Consider the following 18468-nt stretch of genomic DNA (forward strand, 5'->3'; position numbering starts at 1 on the left):
ATTTTCGCTGCATATTACGAATGAAAGTTAAAACTAATTCATTCGAAACCTCGTACCCGGACCAGGAGTTGCTATGAACATTCCTTTTACTTCGGTAACCCTCCCAGAAGATCACAAGGCGAAAATCCGCCTGATGAAACAACAACTCAGAAAACAAATTGGCGATGTCGAAGGTTTATTCCTTCAAGTGAAAGCCAAAATCAATCAGGCGATTGCGCAAGCGAAGGAAGATGAAGCACAGCGTGGCACCGCTTGGCCGGTGGTGAGCTGGCGGGATATCGCTGAAAAAAACGTCACTCAGGAACAAATCGATTTTATTAAGCGGCGCGGTTGCGTGGTGGTGAAGCAAAACTTTGCCCGTGAGCAGGCGCTGGCGTGGGATAAAGCCATGCTCGATTATCTTGAGCTGAACGATTTTGATCGTCAGTATCGTGGTCCGGGTGACACTTTCTTTGGCAGCCTGGAAGCGTCAAGACCGGAAATTTATCCTATTTACTGGTCAAAATCGCAAATGGAAGCCCGGCAAAGTGAAGGGATCGCGCTGACGCAATCGTTCCTGAACCGGTTGTGGAAATTTAACAGTGGCGGCATTAACTGGTTTGATCCGGACGTCAGCATCATCTATCCCGATCGCATCCGCCGCCGTCTGCCCGGCACCACCTCGAAAGGGCTGGGTGCTCATACCGATTCCGGCGCGCTGGAGCGCTGGTTGCTGCCCGCCTATCAGCAGGTATTCAGCAAAATCTTCAATAATCAATTTGCGGACTACGATCCTTGGGACGCCGCCCACCGTACTGACGTCAACGAATATGATGTGGCGAACACCACCAAATGTTCGGCGTTCCGCACTTTCCAGGGCTGGACGGCACTGTCGGATATGGAGGCCGGTCAGGGTTTGTTGCATGTGGTACCCGTACCGGAAGCAATGGCGTATGTGTTGTTACGTCCATTGTTGAGCGATGTTCCGGAAGATGAACTGTGCGGCGTTGCCCCTGGCAAGGTGTTGCCGATCTCTGAGCGTTGGCATCCGGATTTGATCGCAGGTTTGTGTTCCATTCCGCCGTTACAGGCCGGAGATTCGGTCTGGTGGCACTGCGATGTGATCCACGCCGTAGCACCGGTTGAAGACCAGCAGGGCTGGGGAAATGTGATGTATATTCCCGCCGCCCCGTTGTGCGATAAGAATCTGCGCTATGCCGAAAAAGTCGCCAATGCGCTCGACTTCGGCATCTCCCCGCCTGATTTCCCACGCGAAGATTATGAGCGGGACTGGCAGGAGCGCTTCACCACCGCAGACCTGAATGCCATCGGCAGACGTAGCCTGGGATTAGCCTGATCGCGATCCGCCCGGTGCTGCCGGGCGGGTTTCTGTTACACTGCCGAGATTATCCCAACCGTGCCTAAGCCTGATGCGATGAATAGCCGACACGAACAGATTATCCAGCTGGTGAACGAAAGAGGCAGCGTCTCTGTTAACGAACTTTCGCAGTTAACCGGCGTTTCCGAAGTGACCATCCGTCAGGACCTCAACGCGCTGGAGCGCGAAAATTTCCTGCGCCGCATCCACGGTTCTGCCGTTGCGCCCGACAGCGATGATGTGGGTTCGCGCATGCGCACCCGTTACAAAATCAAACAGGCCATCGCTGAGCGCGCCGCTGCGTTAGTCAATGACGGTGAAGCCATTTTCATCGAAGGCGGTAGCACCAATGCCCTGCTGGCGCGCTGTCTGGCAAACCGCAAAGATTTGACCATCATTACCGTCAGTCACTACATCGCTCAGGTACTGCGTGACTCGCAATGTGAGGTGATTATCCTCGGCGGCCAGTACCAGAAAAGCAGCGAGTCGGTAGTGGGTTCGTTGACCCGCTTCTGTATCCAGCACATCAATTTCCATAAAGCGTTCCTTGGCGTGGATGGCTGGCATGCGGAAACCGGTTTTACCGGCCGGGATATGATGCGCTGTGATGTGATCAATGCGGTGATGGCAAAGCACACCTACACCATTGCCATCACTGACTCATCCAAGTTCGGTGTGATCCATCCCTACCCCAGTTCACCGGAACACCCGTTTGACGCGGTGATTACCGATGATGGCATTCCCACCGCCGCGCGTGAAACCTTGTCTGAAGCCGGGGTGCGGTTAGAACTGGTGGCACAACCTGTGTAGCGTAGCAACGCACAAATTGATCGTTGCCCGGCTCAGGGATAAGCGCATGATGTCCTCCTTTGGCCTAACACCAGGATCAACACATGAGCAAATTGTTTAGTCCCGTCAAACTGGGTTCACTTGAACTGGATAACCGCATTGTCATTGCCCCGATGTGCCAATACTCGGCACAGGAAGGTTGTGCCACCGCATGGCATCGCATCCACCTGGGGCAACTGGCGTTTTCAGGGGCGGGGTTACTGATCGTCGAAGCGACTGCCGTCGAAGCGCAGGGACGTATTTCACCGCAGGATCTGGGGTTGTGGGATGACACAACGGAACAGGCGTTACAGACTGTAGTGAACGATATTCGTCAGTACGCCGACATTCGCCTCGGTATCCAGTTGGGCCATGCCGGGCGTAAAGCTTCAACCTTCGCGCCGTGGCAGGGCGGTACACAAATTCCGCAGGCACAACAAGGCTGGCAAACTGTCGCGCCTTCCGCTATCCCGATGCATGAAGGTGAGCACCCACCCACTCCCCTTACCCATGCTGACCTTGAGCGTATTAAACAATCCTTTGTCGCCAGCGCCCTGCGCGCGGTACGCATTGGTTTTGAACTGATTGAACTGCATGCCGCTCACGGTTATTTGCTGCACCAGTTCCTGTCACCGCTTGCCAACCAGCGTGATGATGAATACGGCGGCAGCCTGGAAAATCGCATGCGCTTCCCGCTGGAAGTGTTGGAGGCGGTGCGCGCCGCCGTACCTGCTCACGTGGCCGTCGGTGTCAGGATTTCCGCCACCGATTGGGTCGAGGGTGGCTGGGATGTGGCACAATCTGCTGAATTCTGTCAGAAAATTGAAGCGCTGGGATCGGCCTATGTACATGTTTCCAGTGGCGGCCTGTCGGCACAACAGAAAATCACCGTGTCGGCGGGTTATCAGGTGCCGTTTGCCCGAGAGCTGCGCAAAGTGACCCGTATGCCGGTGATCGCCGTCGGGCTGATCACCGAACCGCGCATGGCGGAAGACCTGTTACAGGATGGCGACGCCGATCTGGTGGCTCTGGCGCGCGGCATCCTGTATGACCCGCGCTGGCCGTGGCATGCCGCAGCCGAATTGGGTGCCAGCGTACATGTACCCCCGCAATATCTGCGTTCGGAACCGCATGGGGTGAAAGGCAGCATTAAATCACGCTAAGCGGGCGGAAATAAAAAAAGCACTGCCTGAGCAGTGCTTTAATAAAAGCGTCAGTCATTAAAACCTACTGAATGCAGCGCTTTAATAATTTAAGCTGCGACTTTCTGATAAGGCAATGGCGCGGTTAATGCGACCATAACTGATTTGCAGAAAATGCATTTTGCGCCATGAGGATTCTTACTGCTGATGTCATATGCAGAGGTTCTGTATTGAGAACTCTGGCAATGTGGACATCTCAAACGGTTTGCTACTGACGTAATTTTAAAGACCTACCACATTGACTGCTGAAGGGCCTTTCTGACCATCTTCAACTGAAAATTCAACACGTTGACCTTCGTCAAGTGAACGGTAATCTGTACCCTGGATAGCGGAGTAATGAACGAATACGTCCTTGCTACCATTTTCAGGAGAGATAAAACCGAAACCTTTCTCTGAATTGAACCACTTAACCGTTCCACGGATTTTATTAGACATAATATATACCTTTTCAATGAGCCTTACGGCGATAGAGGCTGAGTTGCAGCAACGAATCAGATCTTGGGATAAAACTCAAAGAGAAAGGCTGGAATACGGCACTAAACTGGATGAGAAATACTATGGGAACCAACTTTGATACTGTCTGCTAATCAGACCGACGGCGCATTAACGCACGTATAAATATCATATGCAAGATAAATATTAATGGGTATGCATAACATCACGCAGCACGGTATAAATCCGCTCATCCATGGATTGCGATACGTTGAAGCGCAAAAACCGATCGCACATGCCTGACTGGCTAAAGGTGTTGCCAGGTGCCAGCACCACTCCTTGCCGCAGGCAGGCACGAGAAATGTCAGCAGCATCGAATCCTTGCGGCAGTTCGCACCATAAAAACAGCCCGCTTTGTGGTACCAACCACGGTCGAATACCCAGCTCCCCGAGTCGCTGCATGACTTGTTGCCGATTATCGGCAAGTCGCTGCTTGATCGTCTCCAGATGGCGTCGATAGCCGCTATCTTTGAGTACGTTCAGCAACAGGTCAGCTGCCAGCCTGCCGCTACTGAAACCCGTGGCAATTTTCACATCGGTAAGTTTTTCCACCCAGGTCGGTTTGGCCGCAATATAACCGCAACGCACCGACGCGGATACTGTTTTCGAGAAGCTGCCAATCACCATCACACGCGCAAAACCATCCAACGCTGCCAGACGCGGTGCGGTGTGCGTCTCAAGGTCGGCAAAAATATCGTCTTCGACAATCACCAGATCCGAGTTTTCGGCGATCTTTAACAAACGATGTGCGGTGGCCGGGGAAAGCGTGCCGCCCGTGGGATTATGAATCCCCGAGTTGGTGATATACAGCCGGGGGGCATGCAAGGTTAACGCCTGCTGAAACGCCGCCAAATCCGGCCCCTGCACGGTCCACGGAATGCCGACGACATTAACGCGCTGCGCCCTGAGCAAGGCATGAAAGTTGAAATAGCAGGGATCATCCACCAGCACGGTATCGCCTGGTTCCAGCAGAAAACGGCAGATCAGATCGATGGAGTGCGTCCCGGAGTCCGTCAGCAACAGTTGGTCAGGCGTGGCTGAAAGGCCATAGGCTGCCAGACGTCGGGTCAGTAATTGGCGCAGTTCCGGGCTTCCCGCAGGAACCGCATAGTCAGTCAACAGCGCGCTTTCGCTGCGTGCCGCTTTTCTCAGCGCACGCCGGATGCCTTCTTCATACATCCACTCGGGTGGCATCCAGCCACATCCTGGCTTCGGCATATCGGGTGCGGCATCCAGCGCCTGACGCGTAATCCATAACGGATCAATATCGCGTTCCACGCTCGGTGCCAGCTGCGCGAGATCAAGCGGGGCAATCGGCCCGGAGACGAAGAAGCCCGCGCCGGGGCGCGAAACAATGACGCTTTCCGCTTCCAGCCGATCATAGGCTTCCACCACCGTCGAGACGGACACCCCGGCAGCTTGCGCACGAGCACGCACGGAAGGCAGGCGACTGCCCGGCGTTAAGGCCCTGGCCGCGATCTGCTGACGGATATCGTCCATCAATTGTTCGATACGGGTTTTATTACGCAACGTCATGGATTCTCCCTGCTGTACTGCCCAACAGACCAGTACAGTTTCTTAAAACCGTACTGGATTGTATCTGGTCTCATCCGGGAAATCAGTGATTAACTGCGTAATATTAAGGGAGGAGAAAATATGAAAATTGCATTAAACGGCTGGGTCAGTGGCTTTATCGGGGTGATGATTTTTGCCGGATCGCTGCCTGCCACGCGCGCCGCTATCGGCGGATTCGATCCGATATTTCTGACCTGCGCACGTGCCACCATTGCAGCGCTGTTAGGTGGCACGTTGTTGGTCGTGCTACGTCAGAAACGCCCAGCCTCGACGGACCTTCTCGCGTTGGCGATCACGGCGTTGGGTGTGGTGGTCGGTTTTCCACTGTTGACCGCATGGGCGGTTCAGCATATCTCCTCTGCGCGCTCAATTGTATTTCTTGGCCTGTTGCCAATGTCGACCGCGATCTTTGCCGTACTGCGCGGTGGTGAGCGGCCCCGTCCGATATTCTGGGTATTCTCCATCGCCGGCAGCGCCATTATTGCTGGCTATGCCCTGGGCGGCACCGCAGGCGACATGATGGCGGGTGATGCGTTGATGATCGCGGCCATCATTCTCTGCGGACTGGGTTATGCCGAAGGGGCGAAGTTATCGCGGCGGCTCGGAGGTTGGCAGGTGATCAGTTGGGCGTTGCTGCTTTCCGCTCCGGTGATGCTGCCCATCGCGATGTTCACCGCCCCCACCACCTTTAGCGGCATTGCCATCTCTGCGTGGTTGGGCTTTGCTTACGTATCGATATTTAGCATGCTGATTGGTTTTATCTTCTGGTATCACGGGCTGGCAAAAGGGGGCATTGCGGCGGTAGGACAACTGCAACTGATACAACCGTTTATGGGTTTTGCACTGGCAGCGTTACTGTTACACGAATCAGTCAGCTGGGCGATGCTGGCAGTGGCGAGTGGCACCATTATGTGTGTATTTGGCGCAAAACGGTATGCATCCTGACGCAGCGGCGCGATACATCGCGCCGCCAGTTATCGGCTATTGGTTTTGCGGATAACTCAGGGTAATCGCATCATCCGGCAGTTTGGTGAAGTCTTTAATGATGGTGTGGAAATCTGCGGTCGGGTTGAGATCGCTAAACTGCTGCGGGTAGAGATCTTTCGCCAAAATCTCCATGCCGACGATATTGTACGGATGGTTATAGAAATGGTGGTAAACCCCGTAAACACGCCCTTGTTTCACCGGCTCGATCTGCGCCAGACCGGTGCGGCTCAACAGTTTCTGGAAGGTGACACCGACATCTTTCGGCTCAACCCCATAACCAAACGGCAGCACGTTCGTGTTCGGACGTTTGGAGCCGGTCATGATGTAAACATCCGGTTTCATGGCGATGATTTTCTCCAGCGCAACGAAACCTGAATTCCCCGGCAGCAACGCGGAGCCGATATTTTTGCCACCCACCGCTTCAACCAAGCCACCCCAGCCGTTGTGACCATGAGTAAAGCAGCAGTTATCGCTGTTTCCAGCGATCGGCTCAATAAATACGGTGGGTTTATTTTTAATTTTATCAATGACCTGCGTCATTTTCTGCATATGCTGTTGATAGAAATCGGTGTAGGCTTTAGCTTCCGTTTCGCGATTCAGCACTTTGCCCAACAAAGTAACGCTGGGGGCGGTATTCTGCGCCGGATGCAGTTCATAATCGACAAACACCACCGGAATATGCAGGTTGTTCAGCGTATCCAGGACACCTGATTGTTTCAGTGCCGGTTTGGCACGCAGCTGGGCAATCATCAAATCCGGTTTTTGCGCCAGGACACTTTCCAGGTTGACCTGCCCCTGGTCGTTAAAGCCCATATCGACGATTTTTGTCGCTTCCGGCCAGCGGCCTTTCAGCATGTCCCAGGTTTGGGTGTCTTGTTTTTTCGGCAGGTTATTCCAGGCGACCACGCGTTTGAACGGGTCGTCACGATCCAGTAACGCCAGCGTCAGGACATCACGGCCATCCTGCAAAATAATATGTTGCGGTTCCTTGTTGATGGTCTGGGTATGACCATCCATATCTGTGACGCTGAGTGGATAAGTGGTGGCGCAAGCCGCCGTTGAAGCCAACAACCCCATAGCCAGTAACAGGCGCGTTTTCATCGCAAACTCCGTGATAAAAAGAATAGTTATTATTATCAATAACCTTAACACAACCTTAAGAGGCAAAAAATAAACTTCACATCAATGAGTTGTGTTGGAGTATGCGGAAAATGCAGCGGATTCAGGTGAAATCCGATAATTTTTGCCCGGCCACGATCAATTCTTTCAACAACATCTGACGCCGATCCTCTGGCGTATCACGACTCACCATAAAACAGATCGCCGCCACCGCCTGACCATTACGCGAACGAATCGGCGCGGCCATACAACAGGTAAAGCTCTCGGATAATCCTTCCGTCAGGCAATAACCCAGATGTCCGGCACGATGGATATCTTCCAGGAATGCCTGTTTGTCGAGGATTTGCCCATTCGCCAGACGGTAATCTTCTTCGGGGATCAGATCGAGAATCGCGCTGTCAGACCAGTTGCTGAGCAGCAAACGGCCAGTGGCGGTCCAGGTAATGGGCACCCGCACACCGATATCAGAGGTGATTTTGAATGGATGGGCGTTACTTTCTGACAACACCACGGTGTACTTGTTGCCTTCCAGCATACACAGCTGCACCGTCTCGCCATGCCGGGCAACTATCTCAACCATTAACTGATGAGCACGGCGGATGAGGTCATTATGCGCCATGTAGTCCGCACCGTAATAGTGCATTTCTCGACCAAAGAACACCGCGCCGTCAGCATCCAGTTCCACCAGCCCGGCTTCACTCAGCAGGCTGACTAATTCATACACACTGGAACGTGGCGCGCCGGTGGCGTCGATCAAATCACGCATCGCCATGGGCTGACGAGCGATATGCAACTGGCGAAAAATGTCGATAACCCGGTCAACGCCGCGCGCACGCGATGGCTTTTCGTCCGGCATAAGCAAATTCTCCTGATGCAGTCGGGCGGTCGCGCCAGACAGTAAAAAAGAAAAGCATCATACACCCAGCGTCACCGTTAACCCATCCCCGTTAATTAAAATTTTATTGGCTGGCGCTATATTTTCCTGTTCTATTTTGGTGCCTCATTTTAGCGCACAACTTTTCGGTTATTTTTTTAAATCACGAGAATGGTCACATTTCCATTCATAAAATTTCTTCATTGCTTTTTTATTTTGCGATCGCGACAACATCACAAAAAATTAAATCCCTGACCACATATTGCAAAAGCAAAAATCCTGTGCAAATCTTGCCCTATCCGATATTGCAGATAGCAGTCCGATATACCAGACAGCCATCAGGTATCATTATCCGTTCAAACAGGAGCAGCGTTGCATGACGATCAAACGTTATGGCATTGAAGGCGGCACCGGCACCGGTGGGCAAAAACTACCGTTCGCACGGGCTGTTGAGGCCGATGGCTGGTTATATATCTCGGGTCAGACACCGATGCGCGAAGGCGAAGTGGTGGAAGGCGGTATCATTGAACAGACTCGCCTGGCGTTTGATAACTGCCTGACCATTATGCGTGAGGCGGGTTATAGGGTGGAGGATGTGGTACACGTCACAGCAGTGTTAACCGACGCACGTTACTTCAGTTCATTTAATAAAGTTTTCAGCGAGATATTCTCTGGTAATCCACCAGCACGTATTTGTAGCGTGCAGGATTTAGTGGTCGACTGCAAAGTGGAAGTGGATATGAAATGCTTCCGGGCCGATCGGAAATAACCTTCACACTCTAAAAATAAACGGTTTTTTATTTATCCGCCCTCACCAGGGCAGTGCGTTAATAACTGATGCTTTTCATGTCGTCTCCATTAAATAAGCGAGCAAAACAATGAATGCAACTTCGTTAAAAATCATCGCTGGTGCGCTGGTCATGCTGGCCGTTAGCGGTTGTACCCCCACGGAAGAGAAAAAAGACGCGGGCGCTGCACCACAATCTGCGCTGCAAACCGTATTGCAACGCGGCACGTTGCGCGTGGGTGATTGCCTGAGTTTCGCACCCTTTGGCTTTTACGATAAAGATGGCAATCCCGATGGTTATGACGTTGATTTAGCGAAAGCGCTGGCGAAAGAGATGGGTGTCAAACTGGAGATGGTCAACACCACCAGCGCCAATCGCATCCCTAACCTGCAAACCAATAAAGTGGATGTGGTGTTCTGTAACTTCACACGCAACCTGGAGCGCGCCAAAGAAATCGGCTTCACCAACCCGTATGTGGTGGCGAGTGAAGCGATGCTGGTACGCAAAGAGAGCGGCATCAAGTCGGCGCATGATATGGCCGGTAAAACCATTGCCACGGTGAAAGGTTCGACCAATGGTGACGAGGTGCGCAGCATGGGCATCGACGTGAAAATCCAGGAGTACGACTCCTCACAGGCTGCCATTCTGGCGGTGAAACAGGGTCAGGCTGATGCGATGATCGAGGATAACAACTTCCTTGCATACCAGGCCAAGCTCGATCCAACGCTCACCGTCACCAATGAAGCCCTGGTGCCACTGGAGTACAACGCCTTTGGCGTGAAACAGGGTGACCAGGTGTGGCTTAACTACCTGAACGAGTTCCTGTTTGAGATCAACGCTTCCGGTGAGAATGCCACGCTGTATCAAAAATGGTTTGGTGATAAGCCTCGTTATCCGCTGAACCCGCAATTCTGATCGCACGCGGCGTAGCAAAACTTGCTACGCCGCAAGAAGGAGTCCATCCATGAGTTATCAATGGCTAACCCTGTGGAATTATGGCGAGACCTTTTTGGCCGCCGCCTGGCTGACGCTACAGGTCACCCTTCTCGCTTTCGTGCTGGCGGTGACGCTTGGCCTGCTGGCCGCGCTGGCGAAAGCAGCCGCGCTCGCTCCGCTACGCTGGCTGAGTCACTGCTATGTTGAATTTATCCGCAATACGCCGGTGTTGCTGCAAATCTTCATCATCTTTTTCGGTCTGCCTTCGCTCGGCATCACCATGAGCGCCTTTACCGCTGGCGTGCTGGCGCTGGGGATTAACGTCGGTGCCTATCTGTCGGAGACCTTCCGTGCCGGTATTCAGTCGGTGCCCAAAGGCCAGTTGGAAGCCGCGTGGATTTTGGGTATTCCTCGCCGCCAGGTGTTTCTGAGCGTGGTGTTACCCCAGGCGGCGCGCGCGGTGTGGCCTGCCATTATCAACAATTTAATACAGCTGTTGCTGGGTACTTCGTTGCTGTCGGCGATTGCGCTGCCGGAACTGACTGGCACCGCTACGGTGATCAACGCCCGTACCCTGCTGTATATCCAGACCTTCAGCGTGGTAGCTCTGGTGTATCTGCTGCTGAGTAATCTGTTTTCCTGGCTCGGCAGCCTGGCGGGACGGCGTATGTTTCATCCGCCGCTGGTAACAACGGTAAAAAAGTCCGCCTGGTGGTGGGCAAAAAAATGGCTGACTAGACCTATCAAACCGGAGAATGCGCTATGAGTGATTTGATCATCAGCTCGTTGCCGCTGCTACTGAAGGGGCTGGGTATCACCCTGCTACTCTCCGTTGCCGCGATTGCTGGCAGCACCCTGCTCGGCCTGCTCGCTGCCGTTTTGCGCACCAGCCGCCTGCCCGTCGCCCGGCAGATTGCCGTGCTCTACACCGAGCTGTTTCGTGGCACACCGGTGTTGATCACCCTGATGTTTATCTACTTTGGTGTCGCCTATTTTGGATATGAAATCAATCTGTTTGCCGCCGGTATTCTTGGGCTGAGTATCTATCAGGGCGCGTATATCGCCGAGGTGTTTCGTGCCGGGATTGAAGCGGTACCCAAAGGGCAATGGGAGGTGTCGTGGATTCTTGGCCTGTCGAAACGCCAGACCTTTCTCAGCGTCATCCTGCCACAGACGCGCGGCATCGTGCTGCCACCGCTGGTGGGGCAGTATCTCTCCCTGATTAAGGACACCTCGATCGTCAGCATGATCGGCATGTCAGAACTGATGCACCAGGGCCAGGCGATTGTCGATCGCATCGGCCAGCCGGTGGTGATTTATGGTCTGGTGGCCGTGCTGTACTTCGTTGTCTGCTTTCCGCTTTCCCGTTGGGTTCAACATCATCAAACCAGGAGCCAGTTATCATGAGCAATTCCGCCATTACACTGAGCCGTATCACCAAATCGTTTGGCAGCACTCAGGTGCTGAAAGAAATCAGCCTTGATGTGTCGCCCGGCGAAGTGCTGGTGCTGATTGGCGCATCCGGTTCCGGCAAAAGCACGGTGTTACGCATTATGAGCGGGCTGGAAACCGCCGACGGTGGTGAAATCTGGGTTAATAATGTGCCATTGCACGACAACAAACGTAGCCGCGAGATATGTGGCCATGTTGGTATGGTGTTCCAGCAGTTCAACCTGTTCCCCCACAAAACCGCGCTGGGTAACGTGACGCTGGCGTTGATCAAAGCGCAAAAATTGTCCGAAGCTGAAGCCAATAAACGTGGCATGGCGGCGCTGACGCGTGTTGGTCTGGCTGAACGTGCCCATTATTATCCGGCACAGCTCTCCGGTGGACAGCAACAGCGCGTAGCGATTGCGCGCGCGCTGGCAGTGGAACCGAAAATTATGTTCTTTGATGAAGCCACGTCCGCGCTCGATCCCGAGTTGGTCGGGGAAGTGATGGAGGTAATGCGCAGCCTGGCGCGCGAAGGCATGACGATGGTGGTGGTCACCCACGAGATGGGTTTTGCGCGTAAAACCGCCGATCGTGTGGTGTTTATGGACCAGGGTGTGATTGCGGAACAGGGATCGCCGGAACAAATTTTTGTGCATCCGCAGAATCCCCGTACCCAACAATTTTTATCCCGCGTGCTTGAGCATTGATCGGAGGCACTATGTCGATTCATTTTCCGCTGGTGGCGGACGGTCTGCTGGATGCGCAACAACCCGCGCCACGCTTTAAATCTGTGGCAGGTTATGGCGATACAACGCTACCGGCTGGCACCCCGGTACTTGCCAGCGATCAGGTGTTTTCCCCGCTGATGCTGATGAAGCAATCGGCGCTGGAGAATAATCTGCGTCAGTTGGCGGACTTTTGCCGTGAACAGGGGGTGATGCTGGCGGCACACGGTAAGACTTCCATGTCTCCGGCGATTCTGCGCCGCGCTATCACTGAAGGCGGAGCCTGGGGATTAAGCGCCGCAACGCCTGCGCAGGTTCGCGCGTTGCGTCAGTTCGGCATTCGTAACGTCTTTCTCGCCAATCAACTGGTCGATCCCGCAGGCATCCGCTGGATTGGCGAGTGGCAACGGCAGCATCCCGATCACGGCTTTGTTTGTTATGTCGACTCATTGCAGGGTGTCCGTTTGCTGGAGCAACACCTGGGTGACAGCCGCATCGCCGTGCTGCTGGAGATGTCGATCAGTGGCGGACGCACCGGTTGCCGCTCACCCTCTGACGCGCTGGAGATTGCCACCGCGATTGCAGCTTGTCCTGCCCTGCAACTGGTCGGTGTGGCCGGCTATGAAGGCGCGCTGGGAGCGGGGCGTGATAGCGCGGGTATCGCTAAAGTGCACGATTATTGTCAAATGCTGATCGCCACCGCTGCGCTGCTGGCCGGGAAGCAGCTTTTTAGCAGTGACAACATCATTCTCAGCGCCGGTGGCGGTGCGTGGTTTGACGTGGTCAGCGCCTGTTTTACCGCAGCCCGACTGCCGCTGCCCGTCACACCGCTGATTCGCTCGGGTGCCTATATGGCACACGATAACGGATTGTATGCCCGCATCACGCCGTTCGCCCAGCCCGGGGCGAACCATCATTTTGAAGCCGCGCTGGAGATCTGGGGACGCGTGTTATCACGCCCAGAACCCGGCCTGGCGTTTGTTGATTTCGGTCGCCGCGATGTGCCCTTTGACCAGGATCTGCCGAATCCTCTGTGGGTGCGTAATGTTGATGGCAGTGCGCCCCGCACGGCCCACGGCATGCGTATCAGCGAAGTAAATGATCAACATGCGTATTTGTTGTTGCCGGAAGATGATGCGCTGAAGCCCGGTGACTGGATAGGTTGTGGCATTTCACACCCCTGCACCGCCTTTGATAAATGGCGTTATCTGCCGCTGGTGGATGATGATTATTGCGTCACAGATTCACTGGAAACAGCATTCTGATGCGTAGCGGCGCGGGTTACGTGCCGCTACGAACTGAATAGCATCACCCCGGCGTTTGCAGCTTCCCAGCACGCATCGCCGCAATCACGCCGCCATCCATCAACAGATCACTCCCGGTGACGAACCCGGCATCCGGTCCCAGCAGGAAAGCAGCAGCGATGGCAATTTCCTCCGGTGGTGCCATGCGTTTTACCGGAGAGGCATTAATCATCGCGCGATAAATGTCACCAATTGCAGAGTTGAGTTCATGTTGCGCCAGCGGTGTCACCACCACCCCAGGGCTGATGGAGTTCACGCGTGCGCCTTTCTCCCCCCAACTGATAGCAGACGCCTGCACACGCAAATGGTTGGCGCGTTTTGCCATCATATAAGCCACCAACGTATTCGGGATGGCATCTGGTTGCAGGAAGGGTAGATCCAGCAACGCCTCGACAGGTGTAAAAGCTAATGCATGCTCCTGTTCTGCTGCCAGCGCAGGCATCATATGCCCTGCCATACTGGAAATAATCAACCCGGCCCCACCAGGGGCGATCACCGTTTCAAACACCTCAAACACCAGCGCAGCACCATAGAGATCCACCTCCAGCACTTTATCTACCGGGGCCATATTGGGCGACAGACCTGCGGTATTAATAACCTGCATAACACTGCCGAGTGAGGACGCGCGGGCCGCCAGCTTTTCAACCGACTCACGCGACGTCACATCAACATTCTGGGTTTCAACGCTGTAACCCGCCGCACTAAGTTGTTCTGCCGCCTGTTGCAGAGTCTGCGTATTGAAGTCGGCCAGCAGTAATGTTTTGCCAAATCCCTGGCGGCGAGCAATCGCCTGACCAATGCCACCAGCACCAATAATTACCACGATATCTTTTGTCATTTTGACCTCACCATCATTTGCATTGGGTGATTGCCCGACCAGCGGTTCAATCAATGAGCGAAAGTGTATACGTGGCAGATTCAGGTGATAAGATGCTTAATAGTTAATGAACTTATATCTGAGATTTATCAATGCTGCGAGATGAGCTGGGTGATCTGGCCGCTTTTTTGGTGGTGGCTGAGGAAAAAAGTTTCACGCGCGCTGCCGCCAGGCTCTCCACCTCACAGCCTGCGTTGAGCCAGACGGTACGCCGTCTGGAAGAAAGGCTGGGGGTACGTCTGTTGATCCGTAACACCCGAAATGTGGCTGTTACCGAAGCCGGTGAACAACTGGTGAATACCCTGCGCCCGGCGTTAAGCGATATCGACCATCGCTTGCAGGCGCTGAGTCAATTTCGAGATAAACCCGCTGGCACGGTACGGATCACCGCGGGCCAACATGCCGCAGATACCCTTATCTGGCCCGCTATCCGTGAGGTGCTGCATACTTACCCCGATATTAACATCGAGTTATCGCTGGATTCCGCGTTAACGGATATCGTCAGTGAACGCTTTGATGCCGGTATTCGCCTGGGTGAACGGGTGGAGCTGGATATGATCGCCGCACGCATCGGCCCTGACTTGCGTATGGCGGTCGTGGGCACACCCGACTATTTCGCCAAACACCCCATCCCCAAGTCGCCCCACGAATTACCACATCACACCTGCATCAATATCCGCCTGCCCAGTTCTGGCGGCATTTATGCCTGGGAATTTAGTCAGGGGGAACGCGAACTTAACGTTCGCGTTGATGGGCAATTTATTGTTAACAACATCGTCGCGGCACTGAAAGCGGCGGAAGCTGGGGTGGGCCTGGCTATGGTGATGGAAGATATGGTGGAGGCCCAACTTGAGGAGGGCAAGCTGGTGCGGGTACTGGCTGAGTGGTGCGCCCCCTTTGCCGGATATCATATTTATTACCCCAGCCGCCGCCTGCTTTCTCCAGCATTTCAGGTGTTACTACAAACGTTACGCCGCAGGAGTACGGTGGTGGAGAAGCCACGCAGGCAGCCATGACCCGAGATTAATGCTGGTAATAATTAACAATTAATTCCCGGTGACGGCGAGCGATATAAACACCACAGGTAATAACGCCCATGGCAAGTAAAATCATGCCACCCATACCCGCTAAAAAGTAAAAGATAACGGCATCTTTCTGCCCCTGAAATGCAGAGGCAATCAGCAATGTGATTTCACTACCTGCAAGAAAAATTAAAATAATGACCTTCAGCATCCCATTGATAATGGGCAATAGATGATCTTCATCATCGTGGCGTTGCGTAACAGCCCCCCCACACATCATCGCCAGATTGATCTGCGGCTCTCCCCCGCTTTGTGTGGCGAGCAACTGTCCACGTAGTCCATGGCGGATGGCTCTGGCAGCCCATTCCACCATCAGCCATTGATAGCCTGGCGTCCAGGTTTCAGCGAGCGACAAGCTGTGCCAATGACTGGCTTGTTGGTCCGTTAATGTTTCACTGCAGGCATCCACCAACAGATGCAAACCTTCTCCCTGCATATTTCCGGTCCAAACATGGCGTAAATTCCCCGGTGCCACCTGTTTCGCTGCGAATAAAATGTTCAGATATTGTTCAAGCTGATGTGGCTTACAATCCAGACCGCGAAAACACCAGACCGGCATATGGCTGTCTGCTAGTACGCGGTCATGGGTAAAAAGCAGTGCAGTGGCATATTCACAAAATGTCTCGTCATTATTAGCATGCAATTCCATGATAATCAGTAAGCGGCAACCGTTAAAATACGTCATGATCCATTCTTCCAGCATTGACCGCTGGGGTAATTCTGTCAGCAGATGGACAGTTGGCGCGCGTAGAAACTTTTTTAATATAGTGCTGGCATCTTGCTGAATGTTTTCATCCGCGTTGCGGATGTATAGCCATACCTCTGGCTGGTTAAGCGCAGCCATCGCGATCTGCTCCAGCAGCCGGGTTAACACCTGTTGCGTGCGAGTGAAACCCGTATCTTCATCGATGCCAATATTGAGCTTGCGGGGAAAGTCTTTCACGGGCGGCATTTCACCGTCTAATCTCACCATTTTTAATGCGGCATCTTCTACCGGAAAAAGTGAAGTATGTTCAGCCAATCTGATCGTCTTTGATGCGTGGTGCATCCACCAGTTACGGTTCTCTATATAGCTTTTACGCATCATATTGCCCCAGAACCGATTGATATTATGGATAAGCAAGATAATGGTGCAAATCAGTCCACCAGCCACGATGGGGATGACCAGCAACCACCAAATCTTCTCCGCCAAAGGCATCGTGAGATCCATAAAAGTAAGATTGAAAACCGCAAAAAAGAATCCGACTGAAACAGAGACGACAACAATCAGCAGGGGCGAAAAACACAGATCATGTGCCCAATTCGGCTCAGGGAGGGGTTTCCAGAAATTCATGGCTTAACGGGCTCCCGCGACAGGTAATGAAGAGATAAACGAACAGCCGCATTTAGCCTGGTATTCCTCAGTGACCACATTCCGCCCATGCATTGTCCAGGTTGGATGGCCTTCATCAGCTTTCGTTTTACCGTGAAGGTTACAGCGCGCACTGTCGCCCAATAGCATCACGGGTTTGCCATCAAACATTTCACCCGTGGCCTCAGTAACCTGACCACCGTGCGATAATTTGTCGCCGAGACGGATAACGCCTTTTATCATTTTCTTAATCCTTTAATGTCTATTGTTTTGTGTTTACCGGATAAATAATCAGAGTCAGGCATTCAGGTCGCATTTCATATGCGTCCAGCCTTGATAATTTTTGACCTCGGGGATACGGTTGGGCAGGTTCTGGAAGTTGGCGTAATACTGGTCTGTCAGACGATGTGAAATACGCGGGTCGATATAGTCCCGGCCCCACAATGATGTATCCTCGCCTTCAGCAGGTTTTATTGTGTTGATATGGTGGGGGATTTTTCTTCCTCTGAACTCCACAACATAATCCACACCCGTTCCGCCAGGTTGCAGACGCGGATCGTCAAAGGGCAACGAAGACATATAGAAGATACGCCCCTGGCATCCGCTCAGCATGAACAAAGCAATAATCAGCACCATAGATGTAATTCCGTTTACATATTTCAGCATCATTAAAACACCATTTTGTGACCGTATATGGAATATCTAAATAGTAGCGGCGCGATTTATCGCGCTATTTTTTATGCGCCCAACACCGCGCGATAAATCGCGCCGCTACCGTTCTAAGCCGTAATCAGAATCCGGCATTCAGGTCGCATCTCATATGCGTCCATCCCTGATAGTTTTTGACTTCCGGGATGCGGTCGGGCAGGTTCTGGAAGTTGGTGTAATACTGGTTTGTCATGCGATGTAGAATACGCGGATCGATATATTCCCTGCCCCACAATGATGTATCTAAGCCTTCAGCAGGTTGTATTGCGTTGATATGATGGGGGATCTTTCTTCCTCTAAACTCGACAACATAATCCACGCCTGTTCCGCCGGGTTGCAGACGCGGATCATCGAAAGGCAGGGAGGACATATAAATGCGTCCCTGTTTGGTCAGCAGAAAACCCTGGTCATTAACCACGGTCAGGGACTGGATATTATCGTAAGTGGGTGCATTTGAACCATTGTCCTCTTCACCTCTAATTGAGGACGTTTTCCAGGTTCTGCCATAATCTTTAGAAACAGTCATTGCACTGGTCATGCCCCAGCCAGGTAGGGCTATATAACGTTCTGAGGGATGAATATAAGAACGAGTAAAAATACGATAACCCCAGTCATGCACTTCTGTCCTGATCCCTCGTTTCTGGTCCACAAACCACAATGCGCCCTCACAGTTAAATCCCTGTAATTCCAGCCAGCGGTGATCGTCAAAACGGTATACCACCTGTACTGGCTTCTGTCGGGGTTTCAATAAATGGCTTTGGCATCCCCCCAGCATGAACAGAGCAATAACCAGTACTGTCGATGTAAATCCTTTTACATATTTCATCAT

The 18468-nt window shown here is 53.0% G+C and carries 21 protein-coding genes; 11 read left to right on the plus strand and 10 right to left on the minus strand.

The window, feature by feature from the left end; translation table 11 throughout:
* Positions 1 to 73 precede the first annotated feature (73 nt).
* From PAT9B_RS20210 to PAT9B_RS20220, 3 genes are all read left to right on the plus strand, one after another.
* Positions 74 to 1336, plus strand: a complete 1263-nt coding sequence (locus PAT9B_RS20210) for a DUF1479 domain-containing protein (RefSeq protein WP_013511121.1) — start codon at positions 74 to 76, stop codon at positions 1334 to 1336.
* Between the two features lie 78 nt (positions 1337 to 1414).
* Positions 1415 to 2167: a DNA-binding transcriptional regulator YciT gene (locus PAT9B_RS20215; protein ID WP_041526027.1), complete on the plus strand. Its 753-nt coding sequence runs from the start codon at positions 1415 to 1417 to the stop codon at positions 2165 to 2167.
* 83 nt (positions 2168 to 2250) lie between these two features.
* Positions 2251 to 3348 (plus strand): NADH:flavin oxidoreductase/NADH oxidase, encoded by a 1098-nt coding sequence (locus PAT9B_RS20220; protein ID WP_013511123.1) that lies wholly within the window; start codon positions 2251 to 2253, stop codon positions 3346 to 3348.
* Positions 3349 to 3437: 89 nt separating this feature from the next.
* Here PAT9B_RS20220 and PAT9B_RS31160 read toward each other — a convergent pair whose 3' ends face one another.
* From PAT9B_RS31160 to PAT9B_RS20230, 3 genes are all read right to left on the minus strand, one after another.
* Positions 3438 to 3608 carry a cold-shock protein gene (locus tag PAT9B_RS31160; protein ID WP_150105841.1) on the minus strand — a complete coding sequence of 57 codons (171 nt, stop codon included), beginning with the start codon at positions 3606 to 3608 and terminating at the stop codon, positions 3438 to 3440.
* Between the two features lies 1 nt (position 3609).
* Positions 3610 to 3822, minus strand: coding sequence for a cold shock domain-containing protein (locus PAT9B_RS20225; RefSeq protein WP_013511124.1), 213 nt, complete (start codon positions 3820 to 3822; stop codon positions 3610 to 3612).
* Between the two features lie 204 nt (positions 3823 to 4026).
* Positions 4027 to 5415 carry a PLP-dependent aminotransferase family protein gene (locus PAT9B_RS20230; protein ID WP_013511125.1) on the minus strand — a complete coding sequence of 463 codons (1389 nt, stop codon included), beginning with the start codon at positions 5413 to 5415 and terminating at the stop codon, positions 4027 to 4029.
* Between the two features lie 120 nt (positions 5416 to 5535).
* Between PAT9B_RS20230 and PAT9B_RS20235 the strand changes: the two genes are divergently transcribed.
* Positions 5536 to 6399 carry a DMT family transporter gene (locus PAT9B_RS20235; RefSeq protein WP_013511126.1) on the plus strand — a complete coding sequence of 288 codons (864 nt, stop codon included), beginning with the start codon at positions 5536 to 5538 and terminating at the stop codon, positions 6397 to 6399.
* A gap of 36 nt (positions 6400 to 6435) precedes the next feature.
* Here the strand turns inward: PAT9B_RS20235 and PAT9B_RS20240 are convergent, their stop codons facing one another.
* Positions 6436 to 7542, minus strand: a complete 1107-nt coding sequence (locus PAT9B_RS20240; protein WP_013511127.1) for an ABC transporter substrate-binding protein — start codon at positions 7540 to 7542, stop codon at positions 6436 to 6438.
* A 121-nt stretch (positions 7543 to 7663) separates the two neighbouring features.
* On the minus strand, positions 7664 to 8416 hold the full coding sequence (locus tag PAT9B_RS20245; protein ID WP_013511128.1) for an IclR family transcriptional regulator: 753 nt from the start codon (positions 8414 to 8416) through the stop codon (positions 7664 to 7666).
* A gap of 394 nt (positions 8417 to 8810) precedes the next feature.
* Here PAT9B_RS20245 and PAT9B_RS20250 point away from each other — a divergent pair, with 394 nt between their 5' ends.
* The 6 genes from PAT9B_RS20250 to PAT9B_RS20275 all read left to right on the plus strand — a co-directional run bounded on the left by PAT9B_RS20250 (position 8811) and on the right by PAT9B_RS20275 (position 13582).
* Entirely contained in the window at positions 8811 to 9203 is a 393-nt protein-coding gene (locus PAT9B_RS20250; protein ID WP_013511129.1) for a RidA family protein, read from the plus strand.
* Between the two features lie 109 nt (positions 9204 to 9312).
* Positions 9313 to 10137, plus strand: a complete 825-nt coding sequence (locus PAT9B_RS20255; RefSeq protein WP_013511130.1) for a transporter substrate-binding domain-containing protein — start codon at positions 9313 to 9315, stop codon at positions 10135 to 10137.
* 49 nt (positions 10138 to 10186) lie between these two features.
* Positions 10187 to 10924 carry an amino acid ABC transporter permease gene (locus PAT9B_RS20260; protein ID WP_013511131.1) on the plus strand — a complete coding sequence of 246 codons (738 nt, stop codon included), beginning with the start codon at positions 10187 to 10189 and terminating at the stop codon, positions 10922 to 10924.
* Positions 10921 to 11565: an amino acid ABC transporter permease gene (locus PAT9B_RS20265; RefSeq protein WP_013511132.1), complete on the plus strand. Its 645-nt coding sequence runs from the start codon at positions 10921 to 10923 to the stop codon at positions 11563 to 11565. The genes PAT9B_RS20260 and PAT9B_RS20265 overlap by 4 nt, the downstream gene beginning before the upstream one ends.
* Entirely contained in the window at positions 11562 to 12299 is a 738-nt protein-coding gene (locus tag PAT9B_RS20270; RefSeq protein ID WP_013511133.1) for an amino acid ABC transporter ATP-binding protein, read from the plus strand. Before PAT9B_RS20265 ends, PAT9B_RS20270 begins: the two co-directional genes overlap by 4 nt.
* Before the next feature lie 11 nt (positions 12300 to 12310).
* Positions 12311 to 13582, plus strand: coding sequence for an alanine racemase (locus tag PAT9B_RS20275; RefSeq protein ID WP_013511134.1), 1272 nt, complete (start codon positions 12311 to 12313; stop codon positions 13580 to 13582).
* A gap of 43 nt (positions 13583 to 13625) precedes the next feature.
* Here PAT9B_RS20275 and PAT9B_RS20280 read toward each other — a convergent pair whose 3' ends face one another.
* The gene (locus tag PAT9B_RS20280; RefSeq protein WP_013511135.1) at positions 13626 to 14459 is read right to left on the minus strand and encodes an SDR family oxidoreductase; all 834 of its coding nucleotides are present in this window, start codon (positions 14457 to 14459) and stop codon (positions 13626 to 13628) included.
* A gap of 131 nt (positions 14460 to 14590) precedes the next feature.
* On the opposite strand from PAT9B_RS20280, the gene PAT9B_RS20285 reads away from it, so the two are divergent.
* Positions 14591 to 15514, plus strand: a complete 924-nt coding sequence (locus PAT9B_RS20285; RefSeq protein ID WP_013511136.1) for a LysR family transcriptional regulator — start codon at positions 14591 to 14593, stop codon at positions 15512 to 15514.
* A 7-nt stretch (positions 15515 to 15521) separates the two neighbouring features.
* On the opposite strand, the gene PAT9B_RS20290 is transcribed toward PAT9B_RS20285, so the two are convergent.
* The 4 genes from PAT9B_RS20290 to PAT9B_RS20305 form a co-directional block, all read right to left on the minus strand.
* Positions 15522 to 16913, minus strand: coding sequence for a hypothetical protein (locus tag PAT9B_RS20290; protein WP_013511137.1), 1392 nt, complete (start codon positions 16911 to 16913; stop codon positions 15522 to 15524).
* 3 nt (positions 16914 to 16916) lie between these two features.
* Positions 16917 to 17174 carry a PAAR domain-containing protein gene (locus tag PAT9B_RS20295; RefSeq protein ID WP_013511138.1) on the minus strand — a complete coding sequence of 86 codons (258 nt, stop codon included), beginning with the start codon at positions 17172 to 17174 and terminating at the stop codon, positions 16917 to 16919.
* 54 nt (positions 17175 to 17228) lie between these two features.
* Complete coding sequence (locus tag PAT9B_RS20300) at positions 17229 to 17600, minus strand: hypothetical protein (protein ID WP_223300494.1); 372 nt, start codon at positions 17598 to 17600, stop codon at positions 17229 to 17231.
* A 121-nt stretch (positions 17601 to 17721) separates the two neighbouring features.
* Positions 17722 to 18468 carry a hypothetical protein gene (locus PAT9B_RS20305; RefSeq protein WP_013511140.1) on the minus strand — a complete coding sequence of 249 codons (747 nt, stop codon included), beginning with the start codon at positions 18466 to 18468 and terminating at the stop codon, positions 17722 to 17724.

Source organism: Pantoea sp. At-9b (assembly GCF_000175935.2).
Lineage (GTDB): Bacteria > Pseudomonadota > Gammaproteobacteria > Enterobacterales > Enterobacteriaceae > Pantoea.

Coding starts and splice junctions, on each gene's coding strand:
- PAT9B_RS20210 (WP_013511121.1), top strand. CDS start 74: ATGAACATTCCTTTTACTTCGGTAACCCTCCCAGAAGATCACAAGGCG.
- PAT9B_RS20215 (WP_041526027.1), top strand. CDS start 1,415: ATGAATAGCCGACACGAACAGATTATCCAGCTGGTGAACGAAAGAGGC.
- PAT9B_RS20220 (WP_013511123.1), top strand. CDS start 2,251: ATGAGCAAATTGTTTAGTCCCGTCAAACTGGGTTCACTTGAACTGGAT.
- PAT9B_RS20225 (WP_013511124.1), bottom strand. CDS start 3,822: ATGTCTAATAAAATCCGTGGAACGGTTAAGTGGTTCAATTCAGAGAAA.
- PAT9B_RS20230 (WP_013511125.1), bottom strand. CDS start 5,415: ATGACGTTGCGTAATAAAACCCGTATCGAACAATTGATGGACGATATC.
- PAT9B_RS20235 (WP_013511126.1), top strand. CDS start 5,536: ATGAAAATTGCATTAAACGGCTGGGTCAGTGGCTTTATCGGGGTGATG.
- PAT9B_RS20240 (WP_013511127.1), bottom strand. CDS start 7,542: ATGAAAACGCGCCTGTTACTGGCTATGGGGTTGTTGGCTTCAACGGCG.
- PAT9B_RS20245 (WP_013511128.1), bottom strand. CDS start 8,416: ATGCCGGACGAAAAGCCATCGCGTGCGCGCGGCGTTGACCGGGTTATC.
- PAT9B_RS20250 (WP_013511129.1), top strand. CDS start 8,811: ATGACGATCAAACGTTATGGCATTGAAGGCGGCACCGGCACCGGTGGG.
- PAT9B_RS20255 (WP_013511130.1), top strand. CDS start 9,313: ATGAATGCAACTTCGTTAAAAATCATCGCTGGTGCGCTGGTCATGCTG.
- PAT9B_RS20260 (WP_013511131.1), top strand. CDS start 10,187: ATGAGTTATCAATGGCTAACCCTGTGGAATTATGGCGAGACCTTTTTG.
- PAT9B_RS20265 (WP_013511132.1), top strand. CDS start 10,921: ATGAGTGATTTGATCATCAGCTCGTTGCCGCTGCTACTGAAGGGGCTG.
- PAT9B_RS20270 (WP_013511133.1), top strand. CDS start 11,562: ATGAGCAATTCCGCCATTACACTGAGCCGTATCACCAAATCGTTTGGC.
- PAT9B_RS20275 (WP_013511134.1), top strand. CDS start 12,311: ATGTCGATTCATTTTCCGCTGGTGGCGGACGGTCTGCTGGATGCGCAA.
- PAT9B_RS20280 (WP_013511135.1), bottom strand. CDS start 14,459: ATGACAAAAGATATCGTGGTAATTATTGGTGCTGGTGGCATTGGTCAG.
- PAT9B_RS20285 (WP_013511136.1), top strand. CDS start 14,591: ATGCTGCGAGATGAGCTGGGTGATCTGGCCGCTTTTTTGGTGGTGGCT.
- PAT9B_RS20290 (WP_013511137.1), bottom strand. CDS start 16,913: ATGAATTTCTGGAAACCCCTCCCTGAGCCGAATTGGGCACATGATCTG.
- PAT9B_RS20295 (WP_013511138.1), bottom strand. CDS start 17,174: ATGATAAAAGGCGTTATCCGTCTCGGCGACAAATTATCGCACGGTGGT.
- PAT9B_RS20300 (WP_223300494.1), bottom strand. CDS start 17,600: ATGATGCTGAAATATGTAAACGGAATTACATCTATGGTGCTGATTATT.
- PAT9B_RS20305 (WP_013511140.1), bottom strand. CDS start 18,468: ATGATGAAATATGTAAAAGGATTTACATCGACAGTACTGGTTATTGCT.